This window comes from Mammaliicoccus vitulinus, assembly GCF_029024305.1.
Taxonomy (GTDB): Bacteria; Bacillota; Bacilli; order Staphylococcales; family Staphylococcaceae; genus Mammaliicoccus; species Mammaliicoccus vitulinus.
In genome coordinates this window covers 2,130,942-2,147,445 of record NZ_CP118974.1, presented here as the reverse complement: position 1 = coordinate 2,147,445, position 16,504 = coordinate 2,130,942, and the positions used below count along the sequence as shown (strand labels likewise).

The following is a 16,504-nucleotide window of genomic DNA, read 5'->3' as shown; positions in this document are numbered from 1 at the left end:
GCTTTATACAGCAAAATAGAATGAGGTGTCTTTAATGCGCATATATCCTAAAGGGGATTCTGCTCTAACAGTAATAAGTGATCGTGAACCTTCAAGACAGTTAACGCATGAAATAAATGAATTTAGATTAGAAATATTAAATCAAGATATGCCTTTTATTGATGAGGTTATTCCAAGTGAAAGTAGTTTAATGGTCGTTTATCATCCATATAGTATGATGATGAATCATAATATAAATGAACCATATAAATTTATGACAGAATTTGTTGAACGTATTATTTATCAGAAGAAGAAAGACTTGAATCATAGAGAAGTTATAAAAAAATCAATATTAATAGATGTTGTAATTGGCGGTAAATATGGTCCTGATTTTAATCATTTAACGAACTTATCAGAAGAAGAACAAAGACAAGTGCTTGAATCGAGAACTTATTTTGTTTCAATGATAGGACACACTCCGGGATGCCCTTATTTATCTGGATTAAGCCACCGTTTATATTCAGACAACTGCAACTATAAACAATTTATTCCTAAAGGCTCTTTATGCATAGAAAAAGATAAATTATTTATTACAACTACGGATACGAGCGGGTACTGGCCGGTAATTGGTTGGACGAATGTTGACATATTTGATAGAAAAAGTAGTGAGTGCAAACTTAAATTTGGTGATGATGTCATTTTAAATGTAGTTGATGATTTACCAAGTAAGGATGGAGGGTATAAGCCATGTCAGTAATTATAAGAGAGTCTGGACTATACACTTCAATACAAGACTTAGGTAGACAAAAATATCAACATATAGGCATTGTAAAAAATGGTTCTATCGATCAACTCAATCATAGATTAGCCAATATGCTAGTTGGAAATGATGAGGAAGAAGCATTAATAGAAATGACAATTAAGTTGCCGAGCATTCAATTTACTGAACCAACATTGATCGCTTTTACAGGTGCGAATTTTCCAGCATATAAAGATCATAAAAAAATAACGCCATACAAAATCCATTTAATGAATAAAGGTGAGGTACTCAGCTTTGGTGAAACTTCAAAAGGTACTAGAGGATACTTAGCTATTGCTGGTGGCATTGTTGCAGAAGAATGGTTAGGATCTAAGTCGACGAGTATTCGATTGGAAATGGGTGGCTTTAAAGGCCGCACACTCCAAGAAGGCGACGAAATAGAATTGTGTAGAAATTACACAGCGATTCAAAAGAAACTGTTTGAGAACTTAGAAGTCACTGAAACGACTGCTTGGGGCATTGATCAATATACGTTAGCTTTAAATTACTATACAGATATTTTTCATGTTATTTCCGGAGAAGGTATGACACATTTTAATGCAGAAGAAATAAAACATCTTGAAAACCAAGTTTATAAAGTATCAAATCGTTTTAATCGAACAGGATTAACATTAGAAGGTAAGTCGGTTATTAATCGAAAAATTGTTGATCAGTCATTTTTAAGTGTTAAAAAAGGCACTGTGTTACTAAACCAAGAGAACCAACCAGTTGTGATGCTGAATGATCATCAATCATTATCGAGTTATCCTCAAATTGGAACGATTGCTTCGTATCATATCGATAAACTAGCACAAAAAAAGCAAGGCTCTAAAATGATTTTTAAGAAGTTAACGATTCAAGAAGCGGAATTAAATATGAAAAAACATGCTCAGTTTGTTAAACAAATTAAAACAGGTATAAGATATAAATTGAATGAAGAATTAAATAAATAATTCACATGTGTAAATTGTGTCTGCATCATGCACTTTTTACACATTTTTTGCTTTTATTTATGGTTTTTAGTTGAAATTTATTGTAAAGTAGTATAAATTATAATACTGAGCATAAAATATTACGAGAATATTACAACCTTCAATAATATGTAACGATATAATAATGAAAATTGATTTGAGTTGAGATACGGAGGAAAGGTATGAAAACGAAAAATAGGAAGATAGGCGTCTTTACATTCTTCTTGCTTACTATTTTAGCAATCGCTTTAAAGACATATTTTGCCTATTATGTAGATTTGTCACTCGGGGTAAAGGGTCTCGTACAAAATTTGATTTTATTAATGAACCCATATAGCTTAATCGCTTTAATTTTAAGTGTGTTCTTATTCTTTAAAGGGAAAAAGTCATTTTGGTTTATTTTTATCATGGGATTTGTATTAACGTTCTTACTTTATGCGAACGTTGTATACTTCAGATTCTTTTCAGATTTCTTAACATTCAGTACTTTGAATCAAGTAAGTAATGTTGAATCGATGTCTGGTGCTGTATATAGTTCGTTCTCTTGGTACGATTTTATATATTTCATAGATACTATTGTATTCTTATTTGTCCTTATTTTTAAAAGTAAATGGTTTACGACAAAAGCATTTCCGAAAAAATTTGTGCCCGTTGTTATGGGTGTAGCAGTTGCATTATTTTTCTTAAACTTAGCTTTTGCAGAGTCAGATAGACCAGAATTATTAACAAGAACATTTGACCATAAATATTTAGTTAAATATTTAGGACCATATAACTTCACTGTATATGATGGTGTCAAAACGATTCAAAATAATTCACAAAAAGCTTTAGCAAGTGAAGATGATTTAACTGAAGTTAAAAACTATACGAAACAAAAATATCAAGAACCTAACAAAGAAACATTTGGTATTGCTAAAGATAAGAATGTCATTAAGATTCATTTAGAAAGTTTCCAATCCTTCTTAATCGATTTCAAAGTGAACGGTGAAGAAGTAACACCTTATTTAAACTCGTTAGCTAAAGGTAATAAAGATTATAAATATTATCCAAACTTCTTCCATCAAACTGGTCAAGGTAAAACAGCCGATTCCGAATTAACGATGGATAATAGTATTTATGGTCTGCCACAAGGTTCGGCGTTCTCACTGAAAGGTGACAACACTTATCAATCATTACCAGCTATATTAAACCAGCGAGGTGGTTATGAAACTTCTGTCATGCATGGGGATTACAAAACATTCTGGAATAGAGATCAAGTGTACAAACATTTTGGTGTAGATAAGTTCTACGATGCAACTTATTATGATATGCAACAAAAAAATCTTGAAAACTTAGGTTTAAAAGATGAAGTATTCTTTGATGAATCTATTGCGCACTTAAAAGAACAAAAACAACCTTTCTATTCTCATTTAATTACGTTAACGAATCATTACCCATTTACGGTGAGTCCGGAAGACGCAACAATCGAGAAACCAGATACGGGTAGTGCAACATTAGATGGTTATATCCAAACTGCACGTTATTTAGATGAGTCACTAGAGAAATTTATGACACAACTTAAAAAAGAAGGCTTATACGATGATTCAGTTATCATCATATATGGTGACCATTATGGTATTTCAGAGAACCATAATAAAGCGATGGCTAACTTATTAGGTGAAGATGAAATCACACCAGCTAAATTTATGGACTTAAACAGAACACCATTCTTCATGAAAGTTCCAGGTTTAGAAGGTGGCGTTGATGAAAGATATGGTGGTCAAGTTGACGTTATGCCTACTTTATTAGATGTATTAGGTATAAAATCAAATAACTATCTGATGTTCGGAACAGATTTATTATCTAAAGGACATGATGAAACAGTCGCATTTAGAAATGGTGACTTTATCACGCCGAAATATAAATCGATAGGTAGTGCAGTTTATGACAACAAGACGAACCAACCTATGAAGACGAAACCTAAAGATTTAGAGAAAAATAAAAATAATGTAGAAAAAGAACTGGAATTATCCGATCAGTTATTACACGGAGACTTATTCCGATTCTACGACAATCCAGACTTCAAGAAAATTAAGCCATCAGACTATGAGTATAAACCAGGTAATGGCTATCAAGAAGAATAAAAAAAGAAACAAGAGCGTGGGACATAAATACCTATTCTCAAATAAAGAGAGCTAATCCATAATTTTCGGATTAGCTCTCTTTCCTTTATTTATAAAATCTACGATTTTGTGCGTGCATGCTTGCCTGGGGGTATGGCTCGAGCCTGTAGTCTCTCACGCATACTATTCCCCCGGGCGTCAGCACTTTACAAAATCGTGACAAAATATCCATTCTTATACAAAAAAATAAAGCACTTTCGTATAATTTAATTAATCACAACAAAAACTAAATTAACGAGGTGCTCTATGTATAAAAATTATAACATGTCTCAATTAACTCTACCACTAGATATTGAAGTTTTAATTCCAGAAAATGATATTGCTCATTTTGTAAATCAAATCGTAGAAACCATACCTAATGAAGAATTCTACGAATTTACTCACGTTCGTGGTGCATCCTCATATCACCCTAAATTAATGTTAAAGATTATACTTTATTCATATACACAATCTGTTTTTTCTGGAAGAAGAATTGAAAGTCTTCTTAAAGACAGTGTTCGTATGATGTGGTTGTCACAGAATCAAACACCTTCTTATCGAACGATAAATCGTTTCAGAGTTAATCCTATAATTGATCGATTATTACAATCACTATTTATAAATTTTAGAACACAACTCATAGAACAAAACCTTATTGATGAGGAAAGTATTTATATAGACGGTACTAAGATTGAAGCAAATGCCAATAAATACACTTTTGTTTGGAGAAAAAACACAGAAAGATTTAATAAAAAAGTGGTTGAACAATCGAAAGAAATCTATCGTGAAGCCATTGTAAATGAAGTAATACCTGAGTTAAAAGGTGAGACCCAAGATATTACACTTGAAACACTTTATGAATTCAAAAACAGATTAGAAGAAAAAATCGAAGATTTAAACAATGATATTAGCAACTCTAAAGATGTAGCAGAACGAAAAACGATGCGTTCAGAAAGAACGGAAATAAAAAAGACTAAAAAATTGTTAAGTGAAAATATCGATAGACAAATAAAGTATAAAAAACAATTGGATATATTAGGTGAAAGAAATAGCTATTCTAAAACAGATCATGATGCAACTTTTATGAGAATGAAAGATGACCACATGATGAACGGACAATTAAAACCAGGATACAATTTACAAATCGCAACAAATTCACAATTTGTTTTATCTTATGACCTATTTCCTAATCCAACTGATACTAGAACACTTACACCATTTTTAAATAATATTAGAAATAACTATTTTAATCTACCAAACTATATTGTCGCAGATGCTGGCTACGGCAGTGAGGAAAATTATAAAACGATTCTAGATGAATTTAACAGAACACCATTGATAACTTATAGTATGTACTTAAAAGAACAAACCAAGAAATATAAAGAAAACATATATAACACACAAAATTGGAAGTATGATGAACTTAGAGATGAAATCATATGTCCAAGCAATCGCAGATTGCCATTCAAACGATACACTTATCGAATCGATAAGTATAAATATAAACGAGATTTCAAGTTATATGAAAGTGATAATTGTAATAACTGCGAACTATTTGATTTATGTAGAAAAAATGCATACCAGAGTACAAATAAAAAAATAATGAAAAACAATGTGTGGGAATACTTTAAACATATGACACAAAAGTTGCTTTCAAAACCTGAAACTGAAAAAATCTACAAACAAAGAAAGATTGATGTAGAGCCAGTTTTTGGATATTTGAAGGCTATTTTGGGTTTCACTCGAGTTTCTCTTAGAGGGAAAACAAAAGTGAAACGTGAATTAGGGATTGCCTTAATGGCAACAAACATAAGAAAAATGGTAGCTCTAAGAGCTACCAAAATTAAAAATTATAGTAAAAAGAGCGTAAATTCTTATTTTTTAAAGAATTTACGCTCTTTTAAGTTAATCTGGGATGTTAATGTCCCAGACTCTTGTTTTTGTATAGAGACTTGATTAACCTAATGCAACGTCTAGTATCATCATGATCGTAAAACCGCCCATGAGTCCTAACGTTGCTAAGTCTGTATTATTGCCAGATTGTGATTCAGGTATTAATTCTTCTACAACTACGAATATCATTGCGCCGGCTGCAAATGCGAGTGCATATGGTAATACAGGTGCAGCGATGACGACAAGTAATGCGCCTAACATCGCGAATACTGGCTCAACTAATGCTGAAGCTTGACCATAGTTGAATGACTTCCATCTTGTTAATCCTGAAGCGCGTATTGGCATTGAAAGTGCTGCACCTTCTGGAATGTTTTGAATACCAATACCTATTGCTAAGCCGAGCGCACCTAATAATGTGGCACCATTATTACCAGTTGCGACCCCACCAAAAGCTACACCTATTGCCATACCTTCTGGAATATTATGTAGTGTAATGGCTAAAAATAGTAATGTGTTCTTTCCTAATTGAGTATCAGGACCTTCTACTTTTTGACTTTTATCGACTGCGTTTTGATGTGCATGCGGTATGACGAAGTCTAATAGTCTAATGAACAATCCACCTAATAAAAAGCCGATTGCTGCTGGCAACCATGGCATGGCGGAGTTAGAACTTTGCTCTATCGAAGGTTGTAATAATGACCAAAAACTAGCTGCAATCATGACACCTGCTGCAAATCCTTGCATAGTATTGATTACTTTTGTATCTATATCTTTAAACAAATAAACGAACGATGCACCGAATGCAGTTAACAGCCATGTGATGATACCTGCAAATAATGCATGTAAATATGGTGGTAGTTCTATAAAAAAGTCTTGCATAGTTTTTGCTCCTTCATATCTTTTGTGTGAAAAAAAGTGTATAATATATTAATTGAAAACTGAGAAAATTAAAGGGTGTTAATTCATGGAAGCATATAAAATTGAAAAACTTAATAAGCAATACGGTGACAAGGTTATTTTTGATGATTTAGATTTATCCGTTTCATACAAAGAGCGCATTGGACTCGTTGGTATAAATGGAACAGGTAAGAGTACTTTGCTTAAAGTGATAGCAAATATTGATGACGATTATGATGCGAAAATATCTTATCCTAATCAATATGAAATAGCATATGCGAGCCAGAAACCCGAACTCGATGCGACTTTAACTGTAATAGATGAAGTGTTGAATAATGAAACTGAAATGACAAAAGTCATTGCCCAATACGAAAACGCTTTAAATCAATATCAACAGACTGCCGATCCTAAAGATTTAGATCTTATGATGAAATACCAATCGGATATGGATCGATTAAATGCATGGGATTACAGTGCAGACGTTAAAACTATTCTATCAAAACTAGGCATAAATGACTATCTTAAAAAAATATCGACATTAAGCGGTGGTCAACAAAAAAGAGTTGCACTAGCAAAAGAATTGATACGTAAACCAGATTTATTATTATTAGATGAACCAACAAACCATTTAGATATTGAAGGAATTGAATGGCTCGTTAATTATGTAAAACAATATCCTCATACAATCATGTTTGTTACACATGATCGTCACTTTTTAAATCAAGTTTCTACTAGAATTGTAGAACTTTCAAATGGTAAATTGACAAGCTATCCAGGTAACTATGAGTCTTATATTGAAGCAAGAGCTGAGAAAGAAGAGATAGAAGCTCAACAAAATGTTAAGAAAAAAGCACTTTATAAACAAGAATTACACTGGATGAGACAAGGCGCTAAAGCTCGTTCAACTAAACAACAAGCAAGAATCAACAGATTTAATGATTTAGAAGATGATTTGTCTAATAAAAAGACACAAGGAGAGGCAAGTTTAAATTTAGCGCACTCACGTTTAGGTAAACAAGTCTTTGAATTAGAGGATGTCTCTAAATCAATAGGTGACAGAACTTTATTTGATCCATTTACAACAATTATACAAAAGGGCGATAGAATTGGAATTGTTGGGGGAAATGGAGCAGGTAAAACAACATTGCTTAACATTATAAGTGGCTTAGATCAAACATTTGACGGTAACTTGATTACAGGTCAAACGGTTAAAATAGCATACTTTAAACAGCAAGACGAAAGTTTAACTTCTGACGAAAGAATGATTGATTACTTGAGAGAAGAAAGTGAAGTAGCGAAAGAGAAAGATGGGACAGTTGTATCAGTTACCCAGTTGCTTGAAAGATTTCTATTTCCTAGTCAAACGCATGGCACTCGAATTAATAAGCTGTCAGGTGGCGAACAGAAGAGACTATATCTACTTAAATTGTTAGTACATGAGCCTAATGTATTAATTTTAGATGAACCAACAAATGATCTAGACACTGAAACATTAACGATACTTGAAGCTTATATTAATGAATTTGGTGGAACAGTTATAACTGTAAGCCATGATAGATACTTTTTAAATAAAGTGGCTAATAAATATTGGTATATTCATGACAAACAAATCGAACCAATGTTAGGTACTTTTGAAGATTATTTAGCGTACAAAAGAACGGTTGATAAAAAATCTTCACAACAACATAAAGAAGCACAAAAAGCTGAATCGAAATCTAAACCAACTGGTAGATTATCATTTAAAGAAAAACGAGAACTTGAACAACTAGAAGAGAATATTGAATATATTGAAACAAGATTAGAAAAGATTGAACAAGAAATGGTTGAACATGCGACAAATTATGAAAAGTTAAACGAACTGACAAATGAAAAAACATCAATTGAAGCGCAATACGAAGAAGATTATAAGCGTTGGTCATCCTTATCAGACAGATTATAAGCGTATAGAGGTGTAAATATAGATGCAAAATATTTTAAAAGAGTATTTCGGATATCAGCAATTTAGAGATGGACAGAAAGAAATTATAGATAAAGTCATTAATCATCGTCCTACTTTAGGCGTTATGCCTACTGGTGGCGGTAAATCAATTTGTTATCAAGTGCCAGGTCTATATTTAGATGGACTCACAATTGTCATTAGTCCACTGATTTCTTTAATGAAAGACCAAGTTGATAGCTTAAAATCAATGGGGATTAAAGCTGAATTTTTAAATAGTACTTTAACGAGTAAGGAAAAGAAGAGAGTAGAGCATGAACTCGTTTCAGGGCAGTTAGATTTTCTATATATTGCACCAGAACGATTTAACCAACCGCAGTTTATTCAAATGATTAACAAGTGTAATGTTCAACTTATAGCGTTTGATGAGGCACATTGTATTTCTAAATGGGGACATGATTTTAGACCGAGTTACCAAGAGGTCATAAAACATGTTATGAGTTTACCTCATCACTTTAGGCTCGTGGCTTTAACTGCAACAGCGACTAAAGAAGTACAAGCAGATATCTCTCAAAAGTTGGGCATAGCTGAAAATGATGTTGTTGAAACATCTATTAAACGTGAAAACTTAACATTTAAAGTGAATAATACGTATCAAAGACTCAATTTTGTTAAAGATTATGTGAAAAGTAATATTAAACATTCAGGTATTATTTATTGTTCTACTAGAAAACAAGTAGAGCAGTTGAGTGAAACATTAGATGATTTGGATATACAGAATGTTATGTACCATGCAGGCTTGCCTAAAGACGAAAGAGAGCGTGCACAACGTAAATTTATTGAAGATGATATCAAACTAGCTATCGCTACGAATGCGTTTGGTATGGGTATTGATAAATCTAACGTCAGGTTTGTCATTCACTATAATATGCCACAAGATATTGAATCTTATTATCAAGAAGCGGGTAGAGCAGGCCGAGATCAATTAGAGAGTGAATGTATTTTACTGTTTTCAGACAGAGATATTGATCTTCAAAAATTCTTTATATCATCAAGCCCAGCTGATGATGAATATAAAGAAAAACAAGGCGAAAAACTTAGACAAATGATTCAATATACGAAGACAACTAAATGTTTAGAAGCTATGATGATTCATTACTTCAATCCAGATGAAAAATTAGAAGAATGTGGCAGATGTTCAAGCTGTATTCAATCTGAAAAGTCATATAATATGACAACGGAAGCACAAAAAATATTAAGTTGTGTCGCAAGGTTAAAACAAAAAGAAAAACGAAATATGATCATACAAGTATTGAGGGGAGAACAAACACCTCAAATTTCCTCATTAGGATACAATGAACTAAGTACGTACGGTATCTTAAAAGACTATACAACCAATGAATGTCACCATTTATTAGATGAGTTACGTTACAAAGGTTATTTAAATGAGCATAAAGAGATATTAAGTGTAGACCAAGACGCTATGGAAGTACTTAGAGGGAATGTTGAAATTATGACAACGCCATTCAAATCTAAGCCGAAAGAAATAGTTGATATTCAAACAATTGCAGATGTCGATCGTGCTTTATTTGAACGATTAATTGAAGTAAGGAAAGATTTAAGTAAAGAATTAGAAGTATCACCTTTGTCTATCTTCTCAGATCAAATTCTAGAACAGTTTGCGAAAAGGTTACCAGAATCTAAAAAAGAAATGATTTTAATAGATGGAATAGGTAGCTATAAGTTGAAACATTATTGTCCGATATTTATCGACACAATCAAAAGTTACAAGCAACCAATTTAAATGATGATAGGTATTTTATTGTGAAATTAGGGTAAATAATGAAAGAGTAAAATGCGTTACAGACAATAAATAGAAATGTGGTGTCTATGAATGATCAAATTTGAAGCTGTTTCAAAGATATACGGGGATAAAAAAGCAGTAGATAATGTGAGTTTCAACATTAACGAAGGTGAATTTTTTGTTCTAATTGGACCTTCAGGTTGCGGGAAAACGACTACACTTAAAATGATTAACAGACTTATACCATTATCGGAAGGGTATATATATTTTAACGATAAACAAATTAGCGATTATGACGTTTCAGAAATGAGATGGGATATAGGCTATGTACTTCAGCAAATCGCGCTGTTTCCGCACATGACGATTAAAGAAAATATCGCGCAAGTTCCAGAAATGAAAAAATGGAAAAAGAAAGATATCGCTAATCGAGTAGATGAATTATTAAACATGGTAGGTTTAGAACCCGATACATTTAGAGATCGATATCCTAGAGAACTATCTGGTGGACAACAGCAACGTATAGGTGTGATACGTGCGCTTGCTGCAGATCCGCCTGTTATATTAATGGATGAACCATTTAGTGCATTGGATCCGTTAAGCAGAAAGAATTTACAAGATGATTTGTTAAAGCTACAATCAAAAATTAAAAAAACAATCGTCTTTGTAACGCATGATATTGAGGAAGCAATGAAAATGGGAGACCGCATTTGTTTGTTAAATCAAGGTCATATAGAACAAATTGGAACGACAGAAGACTTTATACACCGACCTAAAAATGATTTCGTAAAATCATTTATTGGTAATGTAGATACACATGTATTGAAACAAGTTAAACTCGGTGATATTGCACAACCTATATCAGAAGTACATATAGAATCCATTGAACAGTATCCAAAAGTAGAACCATCTCACACGATTGATGACGTATATGGATTATTAGCTGAACATGAAGCAATCATCATGGATAAAGGGGACAATGTTCCTAGCCATATTGTGACAAGACAATATGTATTTAGCTATTTGGCTGAAAAGAATAGAGGTGTTTCATAATGAATGCATTATTCGAAACGCTTGCAAGCAGAAAAGGTCAATTATTAGAGACATTATTAGAACATATACAGCTGTCATTTATTGCGTTGTTGATAGCTGTTGTGATCGCAGTGCCACTCGGTATATTACTTACTAAAACTAAAAAATTAGCAGAAGTTATTATTAATATAGCCGCTGTGTTACAAACAATTCCATCACTAGCATTGCTAGGTTTAATGATTCCATTGTTTGGAATCGGACGTCTTCCTGCAATTATTGCACTTGTTATATATGCATTATTGCCAATTTTAAGGAATACATATACCGGTATTAAAGAAGTCGACCCATCACTTATTGAAGCGGCACGAGGCATTGGTATGAAAACAGGACGAAGGTTGTCTAAAGTTGAATTACCGCTTGCTATGCCTGTTATGATGGCTGGTATTAGAACTGCTATGGTACTCATCATTGGTACTGCGACTTTAGCAGCGTTAATTGGCGCTGGTGGACTCGGAGATTTAATTCTTTTAGGTATTGATAGAAATAATACCTCATTAATATTGTTAGGTGCGATTCCAGCTGCAATATTAGCAATTTTCTTTGATGTCTTTTTAAGAATATTAGAGAAAATTTCATACAAAAAATCGTTAATTATTTTAGGGACGATATTAATCATTTTCTTACTGTCTGTTACAATACCTCTATTTGCCCAAAAAAGTGACAAAATTACTTTAGCTGGCAAACTAGGGTCTGAACCAGAAGTGATTACGAATATGTACAAAATATTAATAGAAGAAGAAACTGATAATACGGTAGAAGTAAAAGCAGGGATGGGTAAAACATCATTCTTGTTTAATGCATTAAAGTCTGATGAAATAGACGGTTATTTAGAATTCACAGGAACAGTTTTAGGAGAATTGACTAAAGAAACGCCGAAATCAACGACTGAAGAAGATGTCTATAACCAAGCTAACAATAGTTTAGACAAAAAATTCGATATGCAGTTGCTTGAACCGATGAAATATAACAATACTTATGCTTTAGCTGTTAAAAAAGAGTATGCAGAAAAGCATAATATTAAAACGATTTCTGATTTGGATAAAGTTAAAGATGATATTAGACCTGGTTTCACATTAGAATTTAATGATCGTGAAGATGGATACAAAGGTGTTCAGAAAAAATACGACTTGAACTTTAAAGATGTCAAAACAATGGAACCTAAGTTAAGATATCAAGCACTTGAAAGTAACGACATTGATTTAATTGATGCATATTCAACAGATGCTGAACTTAAAGAATATGGAATGGTCGTCTTAGAAGATGATAAAAAGCTATTCCCACCATATCAAGGTGCACCTTTAATGAAGAAAGAAACTGTGAAAGAGCATCCAGATGTCGTTAAAGCTATGAATAAACTAAAAGGTAAAATTTCGGATGAAGAGATGCAAGAAATGAATTATAGAGTAACGATTAAAGATGAAGTCGCTTATCAAGTTGCAAAAGAATATTTAGAGAAGAATGACTTGATTAGCTAAATACCATTGATTTATGAAAATGATTAGGTCTATAATACTAATAAATTACAAAACGGTAAATTTCGATTTACCGTTTTTTATATTTCAATTTGGAGGTCTTAGATTATGAAGCAACAGTTAAGTGAATTACAGGCATATCAACCGGGTTTATCACCGAGACAATTAAAAGAAAAGTATGGCATAGATGGAGAAATGGTCAAGCTTGCTTCAAATGAAAATTTATATGGTCCTTCACCAAAAGTAAAAGAAGCCATTAAAAATAATTTAGACGAATTATTCTATTATCCAGAAGTGAAACAGTTTGAAGTGAAAGAAACATTAAGCACATTCCTTAATGTAAAAAAAGAACAAATCTTTTTTGGTTCAGGTTTAGACGAAGTTATTATGATTATTTCAAGAACTGTCTTAGAGCCTGGCGATGAAATATTAACAAGTGATATGACGTTTGGACAGTACAAACATCATGCCATTATTGAAAGTGCACAAGTTAAAACAACACCACTTAAAGATGGTTATTTTGATTTAGATGCTATGTATGAACAAATCACAGACAAAACTAAATTAATATGGATATGTAATCCTAATAATCCTACTGGCACATATCTTTCACATGATGCCATCGAATCTTTTATTAAAAAAGTGCCTGATGACATTATTGTGTTAATTGATGAAGCGTATATAGAGTTTGCAGTTGCTGACGATATCCCAAACAGTTTAGAACTGTTATCAAAATATAACCAAGTAGTTGTGTTAAGAACGTTATCTAAAGCGTATGGACTAGCTTCACAGCGTATAGGGTATGCGATAGCGAATGAGTCTTTATTAGATCAATTAGATATCGTGAGACTGCCTTTCAACGTAACATCTTTATCTGCAGTTGCAGCAGATGCAGCGATAAAAGACCAAACTTATTTAAAAGAAATGACACAAAAAAATCGTCAAGAAATAGAGAAGTTTTTAAATGCTTCTTTCAAAGAACATATTTATGATAGCCAAACGAATTTTATATATGTAAATACTGAAGAGCCTCAAGTATTATATGATTATTTAATCAAAGAAGGATTTATTACACGACCATTTCCAAATGGCGTTCGAATTACGATGGGTTTCAGTGAACATAATGATAAAATGTTAAAAGTATTAGAAACATTTTTTGAAACGCATAATTCATAAAAAAGGAAAGTCATTAATTTCTTTGATATACTAGTAGACATTGATAGATATAAAGGAGTAGGTATAATGACGAAGCAAACAATCGGTATTGATATGGATGAAGTTCTAGCTGACACAATTAAAAAATTATTAAGACGTTACAATGAAGAAACTGCTTCAAATGTAACAATGGAAGAACTTAAAGGTACAAAAATACGTAATATGATGCCAGAGCACCAAGGTGTTCTTACGAGTATTTTAAGAGAGGATGGCTTCTTCAGAGATTTAGAAGTATTTCCGAATGCGATTGAAGTCGTTCAAAAATTAAATGAATATTATGACGTATATATTGTCACTGCGGCAATGGACGTACCAACTTCATTTGCTGACAAATATGATTGGCTAAGAGAACATATGCCATTTTTATCACCACAACATTTTGTGTTCTGCGGTGATAAAGGCATCGTCAATACAGACTACCTAATTGATGACAACCCTAAACAATTAGAAAGCTTTAATAACCACGCTCTTATGTATGCTGCCGATCACAATGCTGAGTATGATAAATGGCCAAAAGTTCAAAACTGGCTAGAAGTAGAAGAATATTTCTTAGGTGAGTACGGCGAGTACGCTAAACATCATGAAACTGTATCAGAATCATCAAAATAAATAAAAAATACGACATCAAGCTCAATGAGCTGATGTCGTATTTTTATGTTGTACTAGTGTATACCTTGCATAAGTTTTTTGATCTTTGGTGTCATGGCTAATACAATCAATGCCACGACAATTGCAATTGCACCAATTAGTCCGAAGTAATTTTGTTGTCCTAATGGTTCTATAAGTTTAACGAGTTGACCGTTAATACCTTGTGCTGTTGCGTTTGTTAAGAACCAAAGACTTAACATTTGTGCTGAAAATGCTTTTGGTGCAAGTTTAACAGACACACTTGATCCAGTAGGTGATAAACACAGTTCTCCGATTACACATAAGAAGAAGCTAAATATTAACCATATTGGATTCATCAGTTCTGCTTGTTGCATGGACATTGCAATCATCATAGCAATAAATGAAATACCTGCAAATGTTAAACCAATTACAAATTTAAGTGGTGTAGATGGATTGTATTTTCCTAACTTTTGCCACAAGAATGAAATAACTGGCGCAAATATAACGATGAAGAAAGGATTTATAGATTGGAACCAACCTGCTGGTATAACAAAGTTAATACCATATGCATTTAAATCTAATTGAGTGTGTTCTTGAGCAAATACCCCAAGTACGTTCGAACCTTGTTCTTGAATGCTCCAGAATAATACTGAAGCTAAGAAAAGCGGTATATATGCTATCAGTCTTGATTTTTCAGTGGCATCGATATCTGGACTGCGATACATAATTGCCCAATATATAAAGGGTACAACGATACCGACTATTAATACGATTAAACTAATTGAATTAAATGTAAGTTGTCCAATTGAATATAATATACCTAAAAGGATAACAATACCTATCGCACTATATGTAAATATTTTAGAATATTTCAGCTTTTCTTTATGATTTAAAGGGTTAGAAGGGTGATTTTCAACTTCTCCAAGACTTTTTCTTTGGAATAGTACATAAGCTATTAAAGCTAATAACATACCAAATGCTGCGATAGAGAAACCTTGATGAAATCCTATACTAACACGCACTTTGTCAATAATAAGTGGTGATATTAAGGCACCCATGTTAACTGACATGTAGAATATAACGAACCCTGCATCCAGTCTATTATCGCTCTTGTGGTACAAACCTCCAACAACGTTTGAAATATTCGGTTTCATTAATCCTGAACCTACGATAATAAGAATCATAGATATTAAAAATGCACCTAAACCAAATGGTAAAGATAATACTACGTGGCCTAACATAATAAGTACGGCTCCGTACATCAATGATCGACGTGAACCAAGTAATCTATCGGCAACCCATCCACCTAATATACCAGTCATAAATATGAGTGAACCATACATTGACATAACTTGTTGCGCTGTGATTTTATCTAATCCAAGCCCACCTTGACTAACAGAAAAGTATAAATAATACAGTAAAATCGCACGCATCCCGTAATAACTAAAACGTTCCCAGAATTCTACAAAGAATAATATGCCTAATCCACGTGGATGACCAAAAAACCCATGTTGAGGAACAGTTTCTACCATTTCCTCTCGCGTCATTTTGCTCATAAAAAATCGCTTCCTTTCTAAACTCCACCCAATTAGGTAAGTTTAAAGAACATTTTAACTCTATAAATTATAAAATTCAATAAAATTTTAATAAGTTCTAAAATTTTGAATAATCAAAAAAAATTATATTAAAAAGGAAAGTA

General features: G+C 32.7%; 12 protein-coding genes. 10 read left to right on the top strand and 2 right to left on the bottom strand.

All coding sequences use genetic code 11. The features are described from left to right. Nucleotides 1–34 precede the first annotated feature (34 nt). From PYW35_RS10745 to PYW35_RS10730, 4 genes are all read left to right on the top strand, one after another. A complete protein-coding gene (locus PYW35_RS10745; protein ID WP_103322610.1) occupies nucleotides 35–736 on the top strand; it encodes a carboxyltransferase domain-containing protein in 702 nt (233 codons plus the stop codon). Then, nucleotides 727–1,731, top strand: a complete 1,005-nt coding sequence (locus PYW35_RS10740) for a 5-oxoprolinase subunit C family protein (protein WP_016911779.1) — start codon at nucleotides 727–729, stop codon at nucleotides 1,729–1,731. Before PYW35_RS10745 ends, PYW35_RS10740 begins: the two co-directional genes overlap by 10 nt. A 200-nt stretch (nucleotides 1,732–1,931) precedes the next feature. Next, on the top strand, nucleotides 1,932–3,872 hold the full coding sequence (gene ltaS / locus PYW35_RS10735; protein WP_103322609.1) for a polyglycerol-phosphate lipoteichoic acid synthase LtaS: 1,941 nt from the start codon (nucleotides 1,932–1,934) through the stop codon (nucleotides 3,870–3,872). A gap of 285 nt (nucleotides 3,873–4,157) precedes the next feature. Further along, a complete protein-coding gene (locus tag PYW35_RS10730) occupies nucleotides 4,158–5,846 on the top strand; it encodes an IS1182 family transposase (RefSeq protein WP_204107850.1) in 1,689 nt (562 codons plus the stop codon). Here the strand turns inward: PYW35_RS10730 and PYW35_RS10725 are convergent, their stop codons facing one another. Continuing rightward, a complete protein-coding gene (locus PYW35_RS10725; protein WP_103323519.1) occupies nucleotides 5,847–6,662 on the bottom strand; it encodes a ZIP family metal transporter in 816 nt (271 codons plus the stop codon). Between the two features lie 85 nt (nucleotides 6,663–6,747). Here PYW35_RS10725 and PYW35_RS10720 point away from each other — a divergent pair, with 85 nt between their 5' ends. The 6 genes from PYW35_RS10720 (at nucleotide 6,748) to PYW35_RS10695 (ending at nucleotide 14,805) form a co-directional block, all read left to right on the top strand. Further along, nucleotides 6,748–8,619, top strand: a complete 1,872-nt coding sequence (locus PYW35_RS10720) for an ABC-F family ATP-binding cassette domain-containing protein (RefSeq protein WP_103323518.1) — start codon at nucleotides 6,748–6,750, stop codon at nucleotides 8,617–8,619. A gap of 22 nt (nucleotides 8,620–8,641) precedes the next feature. Beyond that, on the top strand, nucleotides 8,642–10,420 hold the full coding sequence (gene recQ / locus PYW35_RS10715; RefSeq protein WP_016911775.1) for a DNA helicase RecQ: 1,779 nt from the start codon (nucleotides 8,642–8,644) through the stop codon (nucleotides 10,418–10,420). Between the two features lie 90 nt (nucleotides 10,421–10,510). After that, entirely contained in the window at nucleotides 10,511–11,470 is a 960-nt protein-coding gene (locus PYW35_RS10710) for an ABC transporter ATP-binding protein (RefSeq protein WP_103323517.1), read from the top strand. Next, nucleotides 11,470–12,984 carry an ABC transporter permease/substrate-binding protein gene (locus PYW35_RS10705; RefSeq protein WP_103323516.1) on the top strand — a complete coding sequence of 505 codons (1,515 nt, stop codon included), beginning with the start codon at nucleotides 11,470–11,472 and terminating at the stop codon, nucleotides 12,982–12,984. Before PYW35_RS10710 ends, PYW35_RS10705 begins: the two co-directional genes overlap by 1 nt. Nucleotides 12,985–13,089: 105 nt before the next feature. Continuing rightward, the gene (gene hisC, locus PYW35_RS10700; RefSeq protein ID WP_103323515.1) at nucleotides 13,090–14,157 is read left to right on the top strand and encodes a histidinol-phosphate transaminase; all 1,068 of its coding nucleotides are present in this window, start codon (nucleotides 13,090–13,092) and stop codon (nucleotides 14,155–14,157) included. A 66-nt stretch (nucleotides 14,158–14,223) separates the two neighbouring features. Further along, nucleotides 14,224–14,805, top strand: coding sequence for a 5' nucleotidase, NT5C type (locus tag PYW35_RS10695; protein ID WP_103323514.1), 582 nt, complete (start codon nucleotides 14,224–14,226; stop codon nucleotides 14,803–14,805). Between the two features lie 53 nt (nucleotides 14,806–14,858). On the opposite strand, the gene PYW35_RS10690 is transcribed toward PYW35_RS10695, so the two are convergent. Beyond that, nucleotides 14,859–16,361: a peptide MFS transporter gene (locus tag PYW35_RS10690; RefSeq protein WP_103323513.1), complete on the bottom strand. Its 1,503-nt coding sequence runs from the start codon at nucleotides 16,359–16,361 to the stop codon at nucleotides 14,859–14,861. Nucleotides 16,362–16,504 lie beyond the last annotated feature (143 nt).